The organism is Priestia megaterium, assembly GCF_046599315.1.
In the GTDB taxonomy this organism is placed as follows: Bacteria; Bacillota; Bacilli; order Bacillales; family Bacillaceae_H; genus Priestia; species Priestia megaterium_F.
This window is the reverse complement of sequence record NZ_JBKIKC010000011.1, coordinates 109069-130989: the sequence shown is the minus strand read 5'-3', so window position 1 is coordinate 130989 and position 21921 is coordinate 109069. Positions and strand designations below refer to the sequence as shown.

The following is a 21921-nucleotide window of genomic DNA, read 5'->3' as shown; positions in this document are numbered from 1 at the left end:
CAATAAAGCCATCTGTACCTGTAACAAGATATGTTTTTGTGTTATCTATAGGTTTTAAATCCCTTTTTAGTTAGCTCTTGTTTATTGTAAATATTTCTACAATCACAGAAATACTTACCACCATTTAATTCATCATATTTATCAAAATCTAGGTTTCTGAATTCATTCCATTCAGTAAGTATCAAAGTAGCATTTGTATTTTTAATAGCCTCTTAGGTTTCCTTACATTAAATAAGATGATCTTTTTTATCCTGAAGATGCCATGTACCTCCTTCACATCCTTTATTTAGGATCATATACTTTTAACATTGCATCATGCCTCACAAGTTCTGGTAAGATGACTAATACTTCCCCTCATTGGGTTTAAAATTAAAAATTGTGAAATAAAAATAATGTAGGGAAAGAGTTGGTTAAGATTGAGAATAATAAGTAATCTTCAATTTGATTGGTCGACTGGGTTAATAAGATGGAAGAATTTAAATGGTTCCAAAAAAAGCAAGTTATTTTTAGTTTTATCTCTCCATCGGTCTGGGTCGAGTGCAACTGCTGGGGTGTTATACCATTTAGGAGTCCATATGGGGGACAACTTATTAGATGCTGATTATTCAAATCCAAAAGGCCATTTTGAAAATATTGACTTTCTAAAGATGAATGAAAAAATTCTTGATTCTGTTGGTGCAAAATGGTCAAAGCCGCCTTCACGAGAAACGATCATCTCTTCTAACTTTTCTGAAAGTGAAATCCGTTCTTTCCTACTTACTCAAGTAAAACCTATCTGGGGATTAAAAGATCCTAGGACCACCTTAACATTTGATATTTGGAAATCACACCTAGAAGAAATCGCTGATGTCACTTACGTGTTCGTTTGGCGTTCCTTAGAAGAGTCCATTCATTCACTTGTTCAAAGGCATAAATACGATTTGGCTACTGCAAGAGCGATTTTGACATCCTACCTTGATAATCTAAAGTGTTATCGAGAGCAGCTTGAAAAAGAAAATAAAGACATCGTTGACATCGATTTTAATAATCTTTTAGATAAACCAGAAGATTTTATAAAAGGAATTAATCTTAGAATAAATCAAAAACCTAATCATAATCTTGATGTAATCAAGAAGTTTCTTGATAAACAATTAAAACACTTCTAAATAATCTAGTGTATACCTGTATATCTTCACCCGTATTACGAAAGCTTGGGCTATGAAAAGGGTATTTGTCCAATTGCTGAAAGCTGTTATGAAGAGTTCATTACCCTCCCTTTATTTACAGGAATGGAAAACCGTGATGTGATGGACTTTGTGGATGCTATGAAGTAGGTATTAAATTACTATCTTAAAAAATGTTCTGATAACCCTATACAGTATTAAATAAACCAAGTGAAACAAGTCACACAGGTCATAGCTATTGCCGATTAACAGTAACTATACTTAAAGGGGTTAAAGTAATTAGCTTTATGATTTAGTTTCCTTACGAAGATCTTCCAGCGATATACTTTGCTTATTAAAAAACAAAAAAATTTACTTGTAATACCCCTTTAATGATTATGAATAGTAATGTAGAGGATGGAAAAAGCGTATGGATATTATCTTTCGAGTCGATTCTTCCTATGAAATTGGTACTGGTCATGTCATGCGTTGTCTAACACTTGCAAATGAACTTAAAAATAGTGGAGCAAAGGTCTCATTCATTTGTCGTGATTTACCTGGGAATTTAGCAAACTATATTTCTGACAAAGGCTATCATGTATTTTTGCTTCCTTTCCACGCAAAAGAGTATCCAGTTATGAAAAATAAAAGTGATCGACCATATGCTGCTTGGTTACAGGTGGATTGGAAAACAGATGCGATGGAGACAGCACAAATACTCATGGAGTTAGCGCCTGTTGATTGCTTGATCATTGATCATTATGCAATTGATCTAAATTGGGAGGGATTTTTAGAAGACAATGTGAAGAAGATAGTTGTGATTGATGACTTAGCAGATCGGCCTCATCATTGTAGCGTTTTAATTGATCAAAATAGTTCGGATGAAGAGGATCGCTATAATGAGTTAGTTCCAAAAAGTTGTGTAAAGTTATTAGGCACTAGTTATGCTCTACTACGCCCTGAATTTCGTTCAGTTAAGAAGCAATTAGCAAGACGGGATGGGAGGATAAATAGAATTCTTGTGTTTTTTGGTGGAACAGATCCTACGAATGAAACGTTAAAAACATTAAAGGCGTTAAGTAATCCCCATTTTTCTAGTTTACACGTTGATGTCGTAGTTGGGGAAACGAACAAAAACAGGGATGTAATTCAACAGCTATGTCAGAAGACACCTAATACATTTTTTCATTATCAGATTGATTATATGGCAGAATTAATGAGGAAGGCCGACTTTTCAATCGGAGCTGGTGGAAGTTCCACATGGGAGCGATGTTATTTAGGATTACCAACACTCACAATTGTGACTGCAGAAAATCAAATGGAAATAACAAAGCTCTTGCATGACAAAGGAGCAACAAGTTGTTTAGGTGTTAGTGCTAAGGTATCACATAAAATGATTGAACATAGTATAAACACAATGCTTGCCAACCCATCAAAGGTGAAGGAGATGTCTAAAAAGGCCCTTCATCTTATGGGAGAAGATAAATTTAATGAAGTAATAGAAGTTATTATGGGAGGGGAAAATGGCACACATTAAGGACTATAAACTAGAGAATTTAAGTCAAAAAGAGCTGGAGACTGTATTGGAATGGCGTAATGCAGATCATATACGTCCCTTTATGACTAACGATGATATCATCCAGTTAGAAGAGCATTATAGATGGTTTAAGTCAATCAAAAAAGATTTAAGTAAACTAGTAAAATTATGTTTTTATAATGAGAAACCAATTGGTTTAGTTAACTTTTCACAAATCGATTCCAAGAACAAAACATGTGAATGGGGATTTTATATTGGTGATAAAAACTGCCCTCGTGGGTCTGGGAAGATCATGGGAATCCTAGCTTTAGATTTTATCTTTAATGAAGGTTATATGAGGAAACTATGTGCCCAAATACTAGACTTTAATAGTAAGAGCTTATCCTATCATAAAAGATTAGGGTTTACTGAAGAGGGGAGGCTAGTTAAGCAAATTCTAAAAAATAATCAGTATGTCGATATCGTATTAATGAGTCTATTTAAGGAACAGTGGGAGCAGCAAGGTAAATTTTTAAAAGAGGAGGTTTTGAAAGCAAATGAAGGAAATAACGATCGGTAACAAACGTATAGGAAATGACCATCTCCCTTTTATCATTGCAGAAATGTCGGGAAATCATAATAAATCACTTGATAGAGCACTGTCTATAGTAGAAGCCGCCGCTAAAGCAGGCGCTCATGGATTTAAAATACAAACATACACACCGGAAACGATGACTTTAGATATTAAAAAAAATGAATTTCGTATAGATAATGGAAAAAGCCTATGGAAAGGAAAATCTCTTTTCGAATTATATCAAGAGGCATACACTCCGTGGGAATGGCACCAACCCATATTTGATAAATGTAGAGAATTAGGAATGATTCCTTTTAGTACGCCGTTTGATAAGACTTCAGTTGATTTTCTTGAAACTTTGAATGTGGATTTTTATAAAATTGCTTCCTTTGAAAATAATGATCTTCCCTTAATAAAGTATGTAGCATCAAAAGGTAAGCCACTAATTGTTTCGACGGGTATGGCTTCCCTATCAGACATAGAAAATTTAGTGAAAACAGCAAGAGAAGCTGGGTGCAATGATCTTATTCTATTAAAATGTACGAGTAGTTATCCATCTAGCCCTAAAGATTCCAATATTGTCACTATTCCTCATCTTAGTAAAATGTTTGATTGTCAAGTTGGTTTATCAGATCATACATTAGGAATAGGAGTGGCTGTGGCTAGTATAGCTCTTGGTAGTACTGTTATTGAAAAACATTTTACTTTAAATCGAAGTGACGGTGGAGTTGATTCCGCTTTTTCACTTGAGCCAAATGAAATGAAACAACTAGTATGTGAAACTAAACAAGCCTGGGAATCATTGGGGAGCATACGGTATGAACCAACTGAAAAAGAAAAAGCTTCACTTCAATTTAGACGTTCTATCTATATAAGTAGTGATTTAAGAGCAGGAGATCTTTTAAGTGAAAAAAATATCCAGATAATTCGTCCTGGTTTTGGGCTTGAACCCAAATATTATGATTTAGTTTTAGGTAAAAGGATTAAAAAGAATACCCTAAGAGGGACCCCTTTAAATTGGGACTTAATTTTATAGAAAGTATTTTAGGGCCTTTATTTAGGGTAGCTATATTTTTATAGAAGTAAATATTCTATATAATAATTTTCTATTCTTTTTAATTATAAATGTTTTAAGAAAAAACCATTAAATTTCTATCCTAAAAAGAATTTTAATGGTTTTTTTCTTTGCTCTCACTATATAATTATGATTATTCCCTACAGAAAATATTTCATTAGAATTATTGATGTTTCTGTATCTTGTGTAATTGGATATCAATTAATACATGTTAATTGCGATAATGATTATACCTATCTTTAGCTACTAATGCTCAATGAAGATCAGATAACCCGATTAATTAGAATTTTCACATTCTATCCCTCATATCCGTTCGGATTATTTTTTTGCCATCGCCAAGAATCCTTACACATATCTTCAAGATTCTTTGTTGCTTTCCATCCTAGTTTTTTATTAGCTTTATTGACATCTGCATAGCATTTGTCAATATCCCCTGGTCTTCTATGAGTTAAGGTGTATGGGATTTTTTGAGATGTGGTATTTTCATAGTTTTTAATTAAATCCAGGACACTATATCCAATTCCTGTTCCAAGGTTAAACGCATCGATGCCTGTAGTAGAAGTAACCATCTCAAGAGCTTTTAAATGTCCTTTAGCTAAATCCACAACATGAATATAATCCCTCACTCCTGTCCCATCGTGAGTATTATAATCTTTGCCGAAGACTTTAAGCTTATCTCTTTTGCCTACAGCTACCTGAGTAATATAAGGCATAAGATTATTTGGTATATCACTGGGGTCTTCACCTATCCGGCCACTTTCATGCGCACCAATTGGATTAAAATATCGCAAAAGTACAATACCCCAACTATTATCTGAAACATATAAATCCCTTAAGATTTCTTCAATAATCAATTTCGTTCGACCATAGGGGTTTATTGGTGCTAGTGGAGAATCTTCTGTAATTGGAACGTTTTTAGGCACTCCATAAACATTCGCCGAAGAGCTAAATATCATTTTCTTTACATCATATTTTTTCATAGTTTGACAGAGAACCAATGTCCCAGTTATATTGTTATGATAATAATGAAGGGGAATTTTTATTGATTCGTCAACAGACTTTAATCCGGCAAAATGTATAACTGCATCAATATTATTTTCAGAAAAAATCTTTTCTAATGTCGTTTTATCTAGCAAATCTTCTTGATAAAACCTGAAATCTTTTTTTGTTAACTCAGATATTCGTTTCAATGCTTCAAAATTGCCATTAGAAAGATTATCTATTACTACAATTTCATGGCCGACATTCAGCAGTTCTAGACAGGTGTGACTACCAATATAGCCAGCTCCTCCGGTTACTAGTATGTTCAAAAACATTCCCCCTAATATTCCATTTATTCGTATTATTAATTACTATACATCTATAAAACATCACCATTTTTAATAGGAATACAAACCTTATATTTGTGAAAACACTAAGTTAATATCAACCTTTTCATAATATTAGGATACAAAAGTTACTGTTCCAGTAACGGTTTCTGGAAAAGCAATTAAGGTAAAGTTTGATATGATCGTCTGTGTAGAGTTAGTAGTGAATCCTCGGCTTTGTGATAGGAGGTTCAGTGCACTTATCGTTAGTGAATATAGGCTTGATGTAATATTAGAAATTGTATATTGCCCTTGAAAATTTGTTGTACCTGTTGTTATAACAGTATTAAATTAATCAATTAACCGAATAGTTGCTCCAGTGATAGGCGCTCGATCTGATGATGTTACTGTTCCCATTACCTTTCCAGGTTGAGGCTGTAAAATAACGTTTATAACTTGCGTTTGTTCAGTAGCTATCGTTGTTATACTAGTTGCTGGAATAAAATTTATGACTACAAAATTTAAATTGTAGACAAATGTTTCCAATTGAGTGAAGCTATAAGTTTCTTGAGTATTAGTTATGGTCGTCGTAATTAATAAATTACCTCTTAGTGAAGTTTACCTTTCCTGCGATTGCAGCATTAAAGGCTGTAACCGAAGTAAGTTGAGAGCCAGTAAAGTTATCAATGCTGGAAACAGTACCTGTGTTTAACTCTCTTGTACCGGCTGAAGTAAATGTTCGCTGTATAAGTTAATGTAGCACTCTGCCCTACAGTCAGATTTCCACTATTCCATGATAATGTCTCATGGGTGGTATTGAAAGTAGTAGAACCACTTGAACCTGTAATATTACTTACACTTGATAACTGATCATTACTGAGTATGTCGCTTGTAACCACTCCCCTTGCTAAATACCGGCCAGTATTGGTCAATGTAACGGTTTGCCTCATGTTGTTAAGGGCCTCTTAAGAGAGTGTGTAATTCCCTATAAGTATTGGCTGAAATTGGTTGGTTGAGGGGGAAGCCATTGCGTTACATCCTTAAATTAATTAACTTTACATTTTATGAGGCTAACAACCAAGACGTGAAGCTTTAACAGAATGTTTTAGTCGATATTCCTTATATAGGTCATTTGTACATTAGACAAAACGATTCTTTAGTAATAGAAAATGTTCTCCCTTGAAAAAGATTTAAGGAATTATTAGAAAAAAAATAATAATCTTTGATATGAATATCTGCTTAAAATGTAGTACAAAACAATTAAACAATCACCTTTACTACAGCAAAGGTGATTGTTTAATATATCTTTATTAATATAAAAAGCAATAAAAACATATGGAGTAAATAATTCAGGAATAACCTTCTTGAGATAAGGATAAACATTCAGATAATTGCAAAAGAGAAAACTGAGTTCACATAAAAACCCTTATAAAATGAAGTCATTAAACTATTTAAAATATATTTTCATTTACCAAAAATGTTATTCCAGAATCCTTTCGGTTTTTGCTTTAAATTTTCTTGAGAGCCACTATCAGCTTCTTTATAGTGCTAATTTTTCGTCTCTTTTCTCTAAATTGTTTTAAATGCATCGATCCTGATGATGCAGTTTCTCTCTTGAGTTCATTTCTAAATTTCAATTCATAAATCAATATTTTTGGAATATCTTTGATAGCCCCCTTCTGTTCGCTGAACCTGAAGGTTAAATTTTTTTATGGAAACGAATCAAATCAACACTTAAACTAATTAGTTTCACAGTATCTTTTAAAGTAAAGACAATTTCTTTATCTAGTTTCTATATTTTTTCCACAATTAACCTCTATTTTCAGAAAATCTAGATTGGTTAAAACCTTGTCATATAAGGTTTAGTATTGATTCTAGAACGTATTTAAACCGGATTTACTTTGAGTGTTATGGATTTGATCAAATTCTAGGAAATTTCAAGATATCCCTCTTTTTTAAAGGGATATTAATTATTTTAAATTATCTTAGCAATTCTCGTTCGGTTTTAATTCTAGGGGAAAATTCTTGAGTTTTCAAAGGGCCGTTAAGTTAATCTGCATTTCATTTGGACAAATATGTAACTTTATAAAAATTAGTTGCTTTTGTATCATTACAAGGGTTAAATGAACAGTAAAATAGTTCGGTTTGATACAGACATTTTAATTCTAGCTGTTTATTGGTGTGAAATAAATTCTAGTATGCTTAAATCCTTTGATATAATAGCGTTCTAAGTGATTCTAGAATGTAGTTATACTAATTTTAATTCAAGATTTAAACTTTAATTTTGTTTATAATTTTTTAGATTTATTCTCACTTTAGAACAATAGCTTCTATTTAGGCCCCTTTTTACCTAATTTTAATGCATCAAATACTATGGTACTTAAAAATATTTAAAATCTGCTCAATAAAAAATGGGAATTTCGGGGAAGATGATAAGTTTGTTTCTTTATAATAAAATTGGATTAGTAATGTGACAGTGTATGAAAAACTGATTTAGATTAAGATAAGCAAATTTTTCATCTTGAATTTCCTACTATTCTTTTAGATGTTTTTCTAATCTTTATTTATTTTTTATAAAAAATAAATAAAGACTAGAATGGATAAAGGTACTTACGATAAAGGGATTTAGTCGATTCTAGAACGCGCTTTTACAAGTTTTAAGTAAAGATTTGAATATTCACTTTATTTCCAGAATAAGTATTGATCCTTTTTAATTTCTACTCTAGTTTTTATACTAACAAAATACTTTATATTAACTAGCTACATGAAAATAATAATATAACCGTCTATTGTTTTTAAAATAGAATAGCAAGTTGAACCAAACGACGGCCATTCTTTTCTTGTCATTTAGTTAAACTTAAGTTTAACTAAATGACAAGGTTTATGAAATACATAGTAGTGGGAAGATTATAAGTCTAATTTAATGTCAAAAAATCTTGCTATAATACGATCTTAAAATCTTAATAGGTTGAATTTAGTATTTAGGAGTGTAGGTGAGTTTTAAAGTAAAGTAAAAAGAATTTTAAACCTAAATAATTTTTTATCTATAAATCAATTTAATAGATTGAAGCCTTTATAGTATAGCTTATTTAAATAGAATAGTAGAAAAAACGTAGTTAAGAGCAGCCATTTAAAAAACAACAGTAATTTGCTTTTTAAATGGTAAAAGAAAAGATACGCGTCTCATATTGATTCTAAGTATCTTTTATCGATACAAAACATGGCGACTCGATAGGCCATGACAGGAAATAATACTTTCATTAGAGCAACCTTCAGCAATCTTTTTTAATATGTAGCTGCTTTGAAAGTGCGTAGATCTAATATTTGGATGTGTTCCTGCGCGTTTAACTTCTTTTTCAATCATACGTTTTATACTAAGTAGGCTAATTCTTCTAGATTTATTTAAAAAGTAATCGTACCAGTACACCATTTTTTGAGGGTAAAACGAAATGAAATAAATAAAGGATCATTTATGGAATGTTTTGGGCAAAATAACGCTGGTATTTCAGAAAATTATTTATATAATATCTTTTTATCATCTGTTGAAAGCTCTATATAGCCACCTCCTTTATTAGTGACAATAGTTAACAAGTTCTGGCCAAAGTTGATATCCTCCATATTTAAAGATTCGACTTCATTGATAGTGAGGCCATAACGTACCATTAGAATCAATATAGATGAATTATGGGGAGTTAAGTGTTTATTGATTTTTTGTTAGGTGGTTATGACTTGTAACTGATTGTAAAAGGGTAAAAGCAGCGTGGTCTGTTATGAAATCGTTTGCGGTTAATTCTTTCTATTTTTTATATGTCATTTTTATTAATCCAAATTATTCCATTAGTTTGTAGTATTTAAAAAAAACATTTAGATACGAAGCTAAACGCTTTAAATTGGCTTCTGAGGAGTTTTTTCTTTTAGATAGGTAAAAGTGTTATTCGTATTAATTCTTTTCTTCTGGAAAGGTTCTGTCGTTATATGAGAGTGATGTTGATTTAAACAGTAAAAAAATGTCTACAAATCATGTTTATACATATCTAAATAAAAAATCTAGATGGTATATACTATTGTTATAAAAGGATTATTAGTGATTCTAGAACCTAGATGTTCAAGATATTATTCGAGATTTTTGTTTCCGGTTTAATTGTAGATGAAAATAGAAGGTTTCTTTGTAGTTTAGTAATATTCTATTTTTTTGGATGCATCGTTTATACCTTCCTTATTTTAATTCTAGATAAAAATATGAAATTTTCCAGAGATAAAGCATTTATTTTAGATAATGAAAAATTTTTATATTCGATTAGGAGTCTCTTTTATGTAGTTTTTATAGATTTTAAGGATAGAAATTCAACTTTATTAAGTAGCTCTATATCTTAGTTAATTGTATGTAAAAGAATAAACAAAGTATAAAAATTATTCAAACCTTTATATATAGAAAATTTCTTATTCAACTTTTTTGTCATCCTAGATATTCTAGATTTGTTATAAACTTTGATACGAGAGGAAATTTAATTATTCTAGGAATAGAAAACTGGAAAGTTAAGGTCTTTGCTGTGATGTAGAATAGGACATTCGTTCTTACAATTAATGTCTAGCTGTGTTTCTTTACACACATCTTCTTTAAACTTGACGATTATTTGAGTGGCAGCTTTAAATTTTTTAGAGATATTTTCTTTAGAGTAAACAATTATTTGATTGTTCTTAATAAATTCTGAAGGCTCCAGCTGTAAGAGTGTCGCTATATATTTCACAGTATAAAATAACAGTATAATAACGAATACAGATGAGACAATAACAAGCCAATTAAGCATTTATTTCCCCCCTAAAGAACGGGTTACTTATAGAATATGTATGTTCCGTTAGAAAGGATCGGACAAACGTATTACTTATGTAAACATTAATTGAATTTATGAATTTAGGTAAAATATGTATAAAAATAAGTATTGTAAATGATGGCTTATTAAGTTTTTTGATTACATTTCTGCATACCTTTTTTTATGAGGATAATGAACCTTTAGGCGGTTAAATCAACAAGAAAAAAACAACTATCCTCAAACGAAGACAGCTGTTTTATACTTATAATATTTATTTGATGGATAAATGTCTCAACGTTTTTTAGTTACTTTGCCTAAATTATTTGATGTTACTGTTAAGGAAATTTTCTTTTTATTACCCACAGATTTTCTTGCTTTTTTCATGGCTAATCCTCCTCTTTAAATTTAAAATAATGCCACATTGACTATTATAGAAAAAATTATCGAGTTTGCCTGGGCTATTTTTAGTAAATTAGGATTGTTCCCCTTTTAAATTAGGGTATAAAAATTAAACCCTAGGGTAAAAACATATAAAAAAAGTACGTTTTTATGATTTGCTTGGAAAGACATATGAATTATATTATGTTAATTAAAAAAGATCTCAGTTTAGGGAGAAAATTCATTTCAACAATCTTGTTAATTATAACGTCATTAGAAAATCACTTTAATTTTTGTTCTCGTTTTTTCTCATAATTAGATAATATTCCTAGATAGTACTTCTTATCTTGAGGGTTGTATTCAGTATAATATTACGTATTTCCATCTCCGTTGTTCCACATTAAGGGCTTTGAGTCTTTTGGGAGTATCCACTTTATAATATGTAAAATAAATACAAGTGTTTGAACAAGTGTCAATACTCTAAAAAAATTTCGTTTAATTAGAATGATTTAATAAGACTAAATAAGTAGTGTTAAAACTAGATTATTTAACTATTTTTATTAAAATAATTAGTAATTGAGCTTTTTGCTTATACAGATTTCATTTTTTTTCATATCATATATTATCTCTTTTAGGGGGTGATTGCATGCCAAAACATCGTACTTCTGACGAGCGCCGAAGCTCACGACGTACTTCTGATAGCCGCCGTACTTCTTCAAGTAACCGTGGTACATCTTCAAATGATTTTCGTTTGGATGGTTTAAGACAAGGTGATAGAATTGAAGTTTTTTCTGCTGGAAATCAGCTTAACGGAGTTGGTACATTTATCCGTATACGCGATGGATTTTTAGTCTGGGTGAATGAAGATGGTAATATTACTTCAACTAGCTTAGATACTATTAGCATCAGTAGAGTAACTGGAACTATGTAATTTGGACGGGCTATGTACAAATTTATAATAAAATTAGAAAACTAAAAAAACTACTGTATTAAACCGGTAGTTTTTTTCTTTTACTAAGAAAAGGATTTTGGAATATAGTAGTCTACTACCTGGTTAGTGGAATTAGAATTTTGTACGTCTGCATTATTTTATACATAACTAATTAAGGTGTTTGTACAAAATTCACTTTTAAACTCAAGGAATTTTTGCCCAGTACGAAGAGCATTAACTTTTGAGAATAAAGGGTTTCTTGCAGCTCTCTTTTGTAAGGAGGCTCAGGGGTATTATGGAGTATATAACCAAGTTGTATTTGAAAAGCTCGCTTCTTTATAGAAAAAGTATCTATTTGCTTTTTTTATTTCCCATAGGTTTACATGAACTAAAGGTATACAGAGTAAACGTAAAAAAGACCCCTATCCTCTAAGGAGGTAAGGGTCTTTTTAGTTACCTCCTTATAAAAAATACTTTAGATTGGTTTTATTTTTCTAAAGTTTTTTTATTTAAAAATGAGTACCGTATACATTTCTAGTTAACATAATGGATTTTATAGAAAAAGATACAAAGATAGTACAAATTTTATATAAAACCAGCGCTTGTCCAAACCTTTTTCATTATTTTGCATACTATAAATTGAGCATTGCATTAACCTCCTCCTCTTCCATTAGAGGACATTCCATTCCTATGGGGTTGAAGAAAAAACTATTTTTTGGGAAGCAGTAGTTTTTTCTTCTTTCTATACATATATTCCTGATAACGAAGCTAACTACTCAAGGTGCCTCAGGGTATCAATAATCATTAAGTAGATTATGTATTAAAAGAAACTATCTACTCCCATGATAGTTTTTTCTATTTTGTATTATATACGTTGTTCATTCCCGGTAAACTAACTTCTAAAAATACTATTAAAATAATTAAATAGTACAAGCCCTTACTTGAAATTTACATATAATAAATCAAATGTAGATTTATAATTTATATTTAATTTATTGCAATAAGGGGGATACAAAGGATGATTAGGGACTTATTAAGAATCTTAGATCCGGGAACACCAGTTCCAACCCTAGTCGTAGGCGGCGCTACACTTACTAATCTTACATTCTCAAGCTTTAATGCTACAACTAACTTAGCTTCTTTCGCTACTAGAACAGGTACTGGGACAAATGCTAGCACAAATATTGTCACAGTAAATGCTAATGAGATTCAGGCTATAACAACAGCTTAATCATATATCTCATTTGAAACTGGAAATAAAAGCCATTCTAATCAACCATTACAATGGCTTTTTTCGTATTTAAACATGTCCAAACCTTTTTCATTTGGTTACATATTCTACTAGTACAAGTATCTTCTATGAAAGGATAAAATAATAATGTTTCATAACGTAAAACGAACCTTAATCATAATGAAATTGATTCTACAGGACGTATTACAAATAAACTCCTTAGTCCCCCCCTATTCCAGTACATTTACAAAAATAGCCTTTCCTGTACCTGAACCACCTGGCGTATCCGACTTACCACTCTTCATTTATTTCGATATTGATAACCGTTTTACTTTAGCCCAGCAACAATGGATTCGTGATGCTATTAATGGTGTACTATTTCAATGGTTTCAACATCTAACTGAAAAATGGAATGGAGGCTCTAATAATGGGACCTCCCAATTGGCAACTTGCACAAATCTATACGCCACCAGAAATTTACGACCAACTTGGTATCTAGGATTACCCATTCCTAATGGATTAACCGCTACTAATATCGCCATGGATCAATTTACTAAACTCATACGTGACAATGGATTTGGTCTGGCTCCCCAGGCAAAAATTTTTTCAAATACTTCATTCCCTGCAAATTCTTCTACCATCTTTGCTTTAACTACTTTAGCACAAAGTCAAGTTCCCCTATCTTTTATCGTTAATCCAGCACAGCTTGATAGTCCAGGTTTGAATATTAGATTTCTCACTGGATCTATGTTTCATGCCTGGCTTCACCGTGCTGGTTTCTATCACCCTAGAAAAAGCAGCCATTTTATTGTTGAATGTTCAACGTGTATCATGCGAGGGTTTCAAATTAAAAAGACCAGCACTCCTGATAGCCTCTATATTCAATTCCTTGATTAAATTTAAGCTGTATATAATATACAAGCTTAGTTAACATAATGAACACTATCGAAAATAAATTATTTTGAAAGCTTCTTTCTATAAAATTCAAATGCTAGTGGACAAGTACACAAGCGCTTTATTGATTAAGGAATAGTATATTATGAGAAAAACAAAAGGAGTGACTAAAGTGAGTGAATGCCATGAAAAAAAACATGAACACAACAACAACTGTCAATCCATCCTCCAAAAAGCCTTTGAAAAACTGTTAAAAGATATTTTTGAAGATGATCATAAAAAAACACATCATTGTGGATGTCATAACAAAGATTGACATTATTATGAAGGACCTTCTAGATTGGACAAGTAATAAATAATTGATTTACGAACTGGCTTTTAAATTAATTTTTCACCATGAATGTTAACCCATAATTTGAGCAAACTACCCAAAATCTCGTTAAATATCAGGTCATATAACCCAGTATAAAAAGGGGAAAAGCTACTGTTTAGGCCAGTAGCTTTTTTTCTTCTAAACTCTCTGCGTGTTCCAATAATACCAGCATCTCTTATGAAAGGAGAATAAACACAAGAATGAACGATGAAGGATTTAACTTCAACACAAGAACTCAGTTTAAATTTATAACAAATAATCATACTCTAAGCTACATTTTAAGTGGTATTGCACAAGAAGGGATTAATATTAATGACTATTCTCAAACAAAAATTAATGTGAATGAAAATCTTATTAGATTTGTAGTTGGAGGTGCTGAAACAGAAACAATTGATGTTCTTCGTTGTATAAGAAATATATTCAGAATGCTTGACGTTAGGTTTAGTGAGAAAGATATTATTCAAATTGAAAATATTACATCCAATGCTACTAGTCAAATTAATACTTTGTTTAGATCCTTGTAACATAAGTCGGATGTATTATATATCGGTAAGCAAGATATATTAAATTTAGATGCGTCAAATATTGATAAAGCAATACTAATATTATTAAATGAGTAACTAAAACAAATTCCTAAAAACTGTCGATAAGGATTCTGATTCCAGAATTAAAGTTATTGTAACTACTTTATATTCATTCCCCTTTAGGTAACTTACCTATTACAAATAGGGATTAAGAAAAGTGGGTTCATACTCAGGGTTTCTTTTCTCATTAACTGAAGTTTGATGGGAGATTGAGAAATTTTCCGACTCATCAATAAGCTTTTCATTTTGTTTATAAAACATTATTAATATTCACCCTTTCTCAATACAACTTATTTAGTTAATTATTAAAATAATTTTATCCAAATAAAAAAGGACATTTTCTTATATGTCCTGTTCCCTTATATTAGCTCCGCCTACACTAAATAATATGGCAACCACTCACGCTATCCAACCTATTAACACCATAATTGGGAATATTCACAAAATAATCAATTGAATTTATATATTCACCATATTATTATATTCGTTGTGGCTATTTTAGGTGACTTGTCCATCATAAACATTTTCTTATATAATGAGCAAACTATGGATGATGCCGTGGGACATCTACGAAAATCCTTACAGCAATAGAGCAGAAAAAACCACTGATTAGCCCCAGTGGTTTTCCTTGTTTTCATACTCTATACCATATACAATGATCTACTTTATATAAACACAGCTACAGAAAGCTCTAAGTTCAATGTTAGACTTATTTTTGTTTAAAGGGAAAACTCCTGTAATGCTGCATCTACTACAGCATCGTATTTATGTTAAATCTGTTGTTGCAATCTTAAAGGAGATTTCTTCTGCTGCCTCTAAAGCTATTCTTTTAGCAGTTTCTTTATAATATGATGACGCTAAAATGTAACCATAGCGATGCCCCATTGATGTAGGTGGCTGTAAAATTGCCCCTTTTTTAGGCTTTATATAAACCTCTTCTACGCCTCGGTAGTTAGAACTGCGTTCTTTTCCCGTAACTTGAATTAGTTTTCCTTTAGACTCGACTGTTAAATAATGGGCGTACACATATTTATAATCCTTTTTAGTCAAGGAGGGTTCGTTTCCCATCATTAATTGCATAGTCTCTTGTACTAAGTTAATTCCATGTCCGATTTCAATCATACGATTCATAGCTCCACCTGATATTCTTGGATTTATCTCAATTAATTTCCAACCTTCAGTTGCTTTACGAAGCTCCAAATGACACGCTCCATTTTTCATGCCAAAGGCCTGTATGATGGAACTAACAGCATTAAAAAGACTATGAGATAAGCTATTATTCAATTTCCCTAACAAAGAATAACCAGTGACGATAAAACGCTCAAAAAGGGTAATTTCTTGTTCAATTACTGCAATAATATGAACCTTTTCATTATGAACTAACACCTCAACTAAATACTGAGGGCCATCTACGTATTCCTCGAGTAAGATTTCCTCGTTAGGTAGCTTTTTTAAAAGGGTATGCATAGATGATATTAACTCACCCTTATCCTTTGCTAACAATACATCCTTTGATCCTGTTGATTTAGGTGACTTAACAATAAGGGGAAAATTTATCTCTTTAGTTTTAAGAAATGAAGATAATGATTCTGTTGGTTTATAAATTAAATAATTAAGTGAAATGGATAATTCCTTAAGCACATTACGAGTCAATATCTTATCTTCCATATGATAGATTGCATCAGTGGATATATCACTCTGACAGAATTCCTCTGACAGACGTGCAGCTACATAAACAAAAGGGTCAATGAAACTAAAAATTCCTTTTATATTTTTTCCCGTTTTTTCAAGTTTTTTGATTATTGTAATTAAATTATCATAATCATTTATATCAGTAAAGATCATCTCATGTACATCTGGAAATTCATTCCGATCTTTAAGAAATTTTTTTCTACAAGTTAACAAAACTGTAAAGAAATTAAGGTTATTTGCTGCCTTAATTGCTTCCCGACTCGATCCAGATTTATTTGTTTCAATAAAGACAATAGTATCCATAAATATCCCTCATCCTATCCGATCAAAAATGTTCTCTCACTCTATGATATAAAAAAAGACAACCAAGGTTCGTCCAAATGTAAATAATATATGAATTTGGTGAATATACCTAAACAAGTAAGAATAGAGGAAAGGATGATTGCTATGGCTTCAATCGGCATGCTTCATCATCGTAAGGACCCGATAAATGTTAGAAAAGCCTATGCTTTCGCTGCAGTAGCAAAAGCCGAAGGTATAGATTTTTTTTATTTCACTCCAGGGAAAGTAAATTTAGAAAAACATACCATTATGGGAAAAACATACGAAAAAGGAAAATGGATAGAGAAAAGATATCCTTATCCTGATGTTATTTATAATGCCAGTCCCCCTATAAATGATAAAGCAGAAGAAATAGTAGATGAATTAAGGAAGGTAATTCCATTTACCAGTCACTCCGTTGGGGATAAATTAACTGTTTATAACAAGGTGAATAAGGCTAAAAAATTTAATCAGTACCTCATTCCTACTTTAGAATTAACTAATTATAGAGTATTGCTAAATATGGCGGAACGCCACACAAAAATAATTGTAAAACCCCTATCCGGGCATAAAGGGGCTGGTATTTTCTATATAGAGAAGCTAGGCGACAGTTACAAAGTTAGTAAAGATGAACAGGACTCCATATTTAGTGAAAATCAACTAATAAAGTTTATCGATAATCATATAAAACAGGATACTTACTTAGTACAAAAATTTATAACATGTAGGACAAAATTAGGAAATGTATATGATTTTAGATTGCACGTGCAAAAAGGTGGGAACGGTAATTGGTTAATTACTGCTATATATCCAAGAATAGGTAAGGTGGGTAGTATAGCTTCAAACCTAGGCAACGGCGGCTATACCTGTTTTCCTGATATCTTTTTAAAACAGGAATTTGGAGATAACTACTATAATGTCCAAAAGTATCTCGAACAATTTGCTTTAAATTTTTCTAACCATTTTGAATCTCTATATCAGGATGTACTATTTGACGAGTTAGGAATTGATGTAGGACTCGATAAAGAAAGAAGACTTTGGCTTTTTGAAGTGAATTGGAGACCAGGCCCTCCTATCATTATCAATGTTGAATTGGATGTAGTAAGGAATACTCTTCAATATGCCCAATATCTAGCCAATAAAAATAAAAAATATTAGCTGGAATTTATTTATATAGAAATATAAATATTATTAATTAATATAAGACTTCAATCCAATAAATACATTTTAATGACTGGAAAACACATGCCTCTGCAGGGAGATAATTTTTTTATTTTACTCTGTAGATTTTATCTAGATCTTGCTAAGTCGAGTAAGTTAGGGGCATCACTGCCCCTGCCTCCCATAGCAGTGTTCCGAATCGTGTACTGGTTCTCTATTTCATCATTTTCTCATGTAACCCACGAGTCCGTTACCAGGCCTGCGGTTTTGGACATGAATAGTTTTTGCGTCTAAACTAGTGGCTTGGGCACCCATATATAGCGGCAACTGCTTGTCGTACCTTAATTTTTGTTATCTGAAATTATAAAAGAAGGAACATTCCCTTATAGAATGCTTCTTCTTTCTTAAATTTATTATAAAGTTCTTTAAAGAGCCTTACCCAATACATTTTTGAAACCCTTCTAAATTAAGCTATTCCAGCTATTCTACTAATACTAATAGCATCTAAACTGGTTGTATTAATATTATCCGAGCTATCTGTCCAAATTAGAAATCCATCTTGTACACGAATAAAAGTACCATTTCCATCAATTTGGCTTCCAAAAGAAAAAACTTGAATTCGATCTCCTCTCCTTAAACCATTAAAATCGAAATCACTTGAAGATGTTTCTTCTAAAGATGTAACGTTATCACTTGAGTTAAGGTTACCATCAAAAGTATGGCCATTAGACATGAAATCACCTCCTAAAAAAGATAAAGCATAATACATACTATGAAAAAAATTAAATTTAGTACAAGCCAAAAGCTTATTTATAGTTATGAAAATGACTTATTTAATCCTTTCGCTTTTTTTGGATACTATAAAATATGCAGTACAAACAATCTTCCAATCTTAGGGTATGGAATTTAAATTTAATAGTTAAAGTTGAGCAGCTATCTTATAATGTGAATAGCCTATATATGGACTATGTTAAATCTAAAACGGATAGCACAATTCTAATTGTTCTTTTATAAAGGAACTTCAATATAGAGCAAAACCCAAACGTTCAGACCCTTTATTTGTAAAACAACTACAAGAAGCTTTAAATGAACGATTTATTGAAGCTTCTGTAGCACTATAATATCTAATTAAAGGATGAAATGTATGGAATAATGGAAGATACAAAAATTCACTTATGAACATAGGTGCTGAAGCGCTAGCTAATATTTCGATATTAGCTACGGTGATTGCTAGACTTTTAGATGGCGTAACCGTTCGAGACCTTGAGGAGGCAGCTTTAGACCCTGTCATTGGAGCCATCCTAGGGGAAATGAACCCACAACATGTTATTGTTTCCGGTCTTGATGCTATGCCAGTAGACTTAGTATAGATGGAAAAGGTGTATTTCAATATGTATTGTGTCCAGGGGGGTTGAAGGTAAATCAAAATTAAAACCAGCTCCTCCCTATATTCATAGTACTTCACCTCAAGACTTGGGAAGGAATCATACATCGACAAGTCCAACAGCTGCCTAAATGAAGTGTCTAACTTTTTGATTTTAGTTCATTTTGACATGTCGATGTAGTTTTTTATTGTAGCCCTTTTTATAATCCTCAACAAAAAAGAACCCTTGTTCACCAAGACAAGGATTCCCAGGAAGAATAGATTTTTTGACTAAACAGTTTTTCATACATCCCTGATATAACGGATTTTTCTCAGGATCCAGGTGGAAGGAAGGTGTATAAAAAGTCTGTCCTTTATATATATGCTGAATTTTAATCTAAAGCAATCTCCTTTACAAAAACTTATTAATGTTTACATTACATAAATATTTTCATTAATTCTAGCTCTTAGAAAGCAAGCTCGCTTAGTCGAGGTTGCTTTTTTACACACTTAAATCATGCTAAATAAAAAGAGATAAAAGGGGTTTCTCTCAAATTAATTTAAGTAAAATTGTATCATAGGGTAGACAGGGTGTACACATTAGGAACGGAGGTCAACTATGGATATCAAGCAGGATACAATAAATGCGGAAGAAATGACCAAGCGATTAAATACAACCTCCAGCAATAATCGTAATTATGTTAACTCTTTACCTACTTACAAACTTCTAGGATTCTATACTAACTAAGAAGATAAAAAGCGAAATTACGTTTCTAAAAAATTGTAAAATAAAGGATTAACAAAATTTTGCTGAACCTCTCTTCTACGTTCAACACTAAATAAACCTCTTAATGTCCCAAAAAAATAGGCTTCAAAGACAGTTTTTATTCGTTTTCTTTTGTAAGCGAAAAGAGTTTCCCTAAACCCTTGTACAGCAATAGAAACTAAGTCTTCTATAGGCTTTTCTAAGCCACTAATTTTATAAGTTAGCAGAACTTTTCCCCATAAGTTATAAATATCATCTGCATTCCTAAAGAATGGAGCTACTGCTTGTTTAAATGGTTTTGGAATAAAAGATGGTACATAATCGGGTGAAAGTTTAACACTCATATCTTCTTTACGTATGTATTTATTTAAATCTTTTAAAGATAAATTATAGGTAGAAGAATTTTTGGAGACCTCCTCCCTACTCTCACAAGGGATTACGTCTTTTTCTGCTTCAACATCTGTTTCAACATTCTTAGCCAAATTGAGTTGTAAATAGTTCACCCAATGTTTGAAATAAGGATGATTTACAAACAGATGTACAGGACTGCCTTTTCCATTATTACGAGGACAACGTCGATAAACTGTAACAATTTGTCCTTGCTTTCGAAGCTCACTTAGGTGACGATCAATTGTTCCTTTCGATTTTTCATAGGTTTTACCCAAATATGTACTGCCAGGAAAACAAAAGCCTTTTTCTGCACTGAACCAGCAAAGGCGGTCTAAAGCTTTTCTCGTGCCGTCATGAAGACGATAAAATTTATCTCCGTAAAGGCTAATAATTTCCTTAAGTAATTTTCGTTTCATAGATTGATGTTGAGAATGATCTTCTGTGTAACTTTGGTAGTTTTTCATATAATCAAATTCTTCTGTCGTAAGCATACGCGTAGTAGACATTAGTCTATCCTCTCCTTTTCAGGAACAAAAAAAGACATCGCATCCCATAAAATAGGAAAACGATGTCGGATTTTTTGACAGACTACGCCCTTGAAATAAATCTAATTATCCTATAAAATAAAGGCGTAATTAAATTTATGTATTAGGACTTCGACAGGTGTTTTCCCTAGTCACTTTAGGGTTAACGGTGTAAGGGTGTTGGCGCACCACTTGCACACGTTGGAGTCTTTTTATATTCCGCACTGTTTTGTTGACTCTATTATAACGTCTATTAATCTTGTAATTCAATAAAAATTCATCAATTCATCAGTAAAATAATATAACCTCATTTCACTTATGATTAAAAATCACTTTAATTGGATATGCTGTTAAAGTAACTACTTTGAGATTAGTATTTTCTCCCTAATAAATTATAATCTTAAACTATAATACATACTACGGTTGTTTTCCTGTTTTTATATATTGTTTTATATATTTGTTTTAATGTTTTATTGTTTTAGACCCTCTGTAGACCCTGATATTACAACATTTATAAGCATAAACTATCACTAATTTTGCGCGAACTATCACTAATTTTGCGCGAACTATCACTAATTTTGCGTGAAACTATCACTAATTTTGCGTGAAACTATCACTAATTTTGCGCGAACTATCACTAATTTTGCGCGAACTATCACTAATTTTGCGTATTTGTCCCTATATGTCCATAAGTATCACCAATTTTGCGTGGAGAATGCAGATGTGGTTTAAGTATCACCAATTTTGCGTGATAAATGTAGACATGCCCTAAGTATCACCAATTTTGCGCACTAAAATTAAGCTTTAAGGTAATAAATCAAGATTAAGTAATGTTTCTAGGGTTAAAAATCCTCATGAACTATCACTAATTTTGCGTGATATTTAAAT

General features: G+C 31.7%; 17 protein-coding genes and 1 pseudogene. 12 read left to right on the top strand and 6 right to left on the bottom strand.

Going from position 1 to position 21921, the window contains the following annotated elements; all coding sequences use genetic code 11:
- Window positions 1-41: 41 nt before the first annotated feature.
- Window positions 42-206: a UDP binding domain-containing protein gene (locus ACLHDF_RS24015; RefSeq protein WP_413921105.1), complete on the bottom strand. Its 165-nt coding sequence runs from the start codon at window positions 204-206 to the stop codon at window positions 42-44.
- 369 nt (window positions 207-575) lie between these two features.
- On the opposite strand from ACLHDF_RS24015, the gene ACLHDF_RS24010 reads away from it, so the two are divergent.
- The 5 genes from ACLHDF_RS24010 to pseI all read left to right on the top strand — a co-directional run bounded on the left by ACLHDF_RS24010 (window position 576) and on the right by pseI (window position 4268).
- The gene (locus ACLHDF_RS24010) at window positions 576-1145 is read left to right on the top strand and encodes a sulfotransferase family protein (protein ID WP_413921092.1); all 570 of its coding nucleotides are present in this window, start codon (window positions 576-578) and stop codon (window positions 1143-1145) included.
- A 12-nt stretch (window positions 1146-1157) separates the two neighbouring features.
- Entirely contained in the window at window positions 1158-1313 is a 156-nt protein-coding gene (locus tag ACLHDF_RS24005) for a DegT/DnrJ/EryC1/StrS family aminotransferase (protein ID WP_413921104.1), read from the top strand.
- A 259-nt stretch (window positions 1314-1572) separates the two neighbouring features.
- Complete coding sequence (gene pseG, locus ACLHDF_RS24000) at window positions 1573-2679, top strand: UDP-2,4-diacetamido-2,4,6-trideoxy-beta-L-altropyranose hydrolase (RefSeq protein WP_413921091.1); 1107 nt, start codon at window positions 1573-1575, stop codon at window positions 2677-2679.
- Entirely contained in the window at window positions 2666-3238 is a 573-nt protein-coding gene (gene pseH, locus ACLHDF_RS23995; RefSeq protein WP_413921090.1) for a UDP-4-amino-4,6-dideoxy-N-acetyl-beta-L-altrosamine N-acetyltransferase, read from the top strand. The genes pseG and pseH overlap by 14 nt, the downstream gene beginning before the upstream one ends.
- Complete coding sequence (gene pseI / locus ACLHDF_RS23990) at window positions 3216-4268, top strand: pseudaminic acid synthase (protein ID WP_413921089.1); 1053 nt, start codon at window positions 3216-3218, stop codon at window positions 4266-4268. The genes pseH and pseI overlap by 23 nt, the downstream gene beginning before the upstream one ends.
- A gap of 335 nt (window positions 4269-4603) precedes the next feature.
- Here the strand turns inward: pseI and galE are convergent, their stop codons facing one another.
- Together galE and ACLHDF_RS23980 are read right to left on the bottom strand one after the other, a co-directional pair.
- Window positions 4604-5617, bottom strand: coding sequence for a UDP-glucose 4-epimerase GalE (galE, locus tag ACLHDF_RS23985; RefSeq protein WP_413921088.1), 1014 nt, complete (start codon window positions 5615-5617; stop codon window positions 4604-4606).
- A gap of 680 nt (window positions 5618-6297) precedes the next feature.
- On the bottom strand, window positions 6298-6564 hold the full coding sequence (locus ACLHDF_RS23980; RefSeq protein ID WP_413921087.1) for a hypothetical protein: 267 nt from the start codon (window positions 6562-6564) through the stop codon (window positions 6298-6300).
- Window positions 6565-11449: 4885 nt separating this feature from the next.
- Between ACLHDF_RS23980 and ACLHDF_RS23975 the strand changes: the two genes are divergently transcribed.
- The 5 genes from ACLHDF_RS23975 to ACLHDF_RS23955 all read left to right on the top strand — a co-directional run bounded on the left by ACLHDF_RS23975 (window position 11450) and on the right by ACLHDF_RS23955 (window position 14756).
- Entirely contained in the window at window positions 11450-11734 is a 285-nt protein-coding gene (locus ACLHDF_RS23975; RefSeq protein WP_413921086.1) for a hypothetical protein, read from the top strand.
- Window positions 11735-12752: 1018 nt separating this feature from the next.
- Entirely contained in the window at window positions 12753-12965 is a 213-nt protein-coding gene (locus ACLHDF_RS23970) for a hypothetical protein (protein WP_413921085.1), read from the top strand.
- Between the two features lie 147 nt (window positions 12966-13112).
- Window positions 13113-13862, top strand: coding sequence for a hypothetical protein (locus ACLHDF_RS23965; RefSeq protein ID WP_413921084.1), 750 nt, complete (start codon window positions 13113-13115; stop codon window positions 13860-13862).
- Window positions 13863-14004: 142 nt separating this feature from the next.
- A complete protein-coding gene (locus tag ACLHDF_RS23960; RefSeq protein ID WP_413921083.1) occupies window positions 14005-14175 on the top strand; it encodes a hypothetical protein in 171 nt (56 codons plus the stop codon).
- 257 nt (window positions 14176-14432) lie between these two features.
- Window positions 14433-14756: a hypothetical protein gene (locus tag ACLHDF_RS23955; protein ID WP_413921082.1), complete on the top strand. Its 324-nt coding sequence runs from the start codon at window positions 14433-14435 to the stop codon at window positions 14754-14756.
- Window positions 14757-15581: 825 nt separating this feature from the next.
- Here ACLHDF_RS23955 and ACLHDF_RS23950 read toward each other — a convergent pair.
- Complete coding sequence (locus tag ACLHDF_RS23950) at window positions 15582-16811, bottom strand: ATP-grasp domain-containing protein (RefSeq protein ID WP_413921081.1); 1230 nt, start codon at window positions 16809-16811, stop codon at window positions 15582-15584.
- 144 nt (window positions 16812-16955) lie between these two features.
- On the opposite strand from ACLHDF_RS23950, the gene ACLHDF_RS23945 reads away from it, so the two are divergent.
- Window positions 16956-17987 carry a YheC/YheD family protein gene (locus tag ACLHDF_RS23945; protein WP_413921080.1) on the top strand — a complete coding sequence of 344 codons (1032 nt, stop codon included), beginning with the start codon at window positions 16956-16958 and terminating at the stop codon, window positions 17985-17987.
- Window positions 17988-18456: 469 nt separating this feature from the next.
- Here the strand turns inward: ACLHDF_RS23945 and ACLHDF_RS23940 are convergent, their stop codons facing one another.
- A complete protein-coding gene (locus tag ACLHDF_RS23940) occupies window positions 18457-18723 on the bottom strand; it encodes a hypothetical protein (protein ID WP_413921079.1) in 267 nt (88 codons plus the stop codon).
- Between the two features lie 277 nt (window positions 18724-19000).
- Between ACLHDF_RS23940 and ACLHDF_RS23935 the strand changes: the two are divergent.
- Window positions 19001-19357: pseudogene (locus ACLHDF_RS23935) on the top strand (manganese catalase family protein); the annotation flags it as partial.
- A gap of 761 nt (window positions 19358-20118) precedes the next feature.
- Here the strand turns inward: ACLHDF_RS23935 and ACLHDF_RS23930 are convergent.
- A complete protein-coding gene (locus ACLHDF_RS23930; protein ID WP_413921078.1) occupies window positions 20119-20973 on the bottom strand; it encodes a transcriptional regulator in 855 nt (284 codons plus the stop codon).
- Window positions 20974-21921 lie beyond the last annotated feature (948 nt).

Bases quoted from the DNA above. Each gene is read 5' to 3' on its own strand.
- ACLHDF_RS24010 (WP_413921092.1), top strand. From the start codon at position 576: ATGGGGGACAACTTATTAGATGCTGATTATTCAAATCCAAAAGGCCAT.
- pseG (WP_413921091.1), top strand. From the start codon at position 1,573: ATGGATATTATCTTTCGAGTCGATTCTTCCTATGAAATTGGTACTGGT.
- pseH (WP_413921090.1), top strand. From the start codon at position 2,666: ATGGCACACATTAAGGACTATAAACTAGAGAATTTAAGTCAAAAAGAG.
- pseI (WP_413921089.1), top strand. From the start codon at position 3,216: ATGAAGGAAATAACGATCGGTAACAAACGTATAGGAAATGACCATCTC.
- ACLHDF_RS23980 (WP_413921087.1), bottom strand. From the start codon at position 6,564: ATGAGGCAAACCGTTACATTGACCAATACTGGCCGGTATTTAGCAAGG.
- ACLHDF_RS23975 (WP_413921086.1), top strand. From the start codon at position 11,450: ATGCCAAAACATCGTACTTCTGACGAGCGCCGAAGCTCACGACGTACT.
- ACLHDF_RS23970 (WP_413921085.1), top strand. From the start codon at position 12,753: ATGATTAGGGACTTATTAAGAATCTTAGATCCGGGAACACCAGTTCCA.
- ACLHDF_RS23965 (WP_413921084.1), top strand. From the start codon at position 13,113: ATGTTTCATAACGTAAAACGAACCTTAATCATAATGAAATTGATTCTA.
- ACLHDF_RS23960 (WP_413921083.1), top strand. From the start codon at position 14,005: ATGAGAAAAACAAAAGGAGTGACTAAAGTGAGTGAATGCCATGAAAAA.
- ACLHDF_RS23955 (WP_413921082.1), top strand. From the start codon at position 14,433: ATGAACGATGAAGGATTTAACTTCAACACAAGAACTCAGTTTAAATTT.
- ACLHDF_RS23950 (WP_413921081.1), bottom strand. From the start codon at position 16,811: ATGGATACTATTGTCTTTATTGAAACAAATAAATCTGGATCGAGTCGG.
- ACLHDF_RS23945 (WP_413921080.1), top strand. From the start codon at position 16,956: ATGGCTTCAATCGGCATGCTTCATCATCGTAAGGACCCGATAAATGTT.
- ACLHDF_RS23940 (WP_413921079.1), bottom strand. From the start codon at position 18,723: ATGTCTAATGGCCATACTTTTGATGGTAACCTTAACTCAAGTGATAAC.
- ACLHDF_RS23930 (WP_413921078.1), bottom strand. From the start codon at position 20,973: ATGAAAAACTACCAAAGTTACACAGAAGATCATTCTCAACATCAATCT.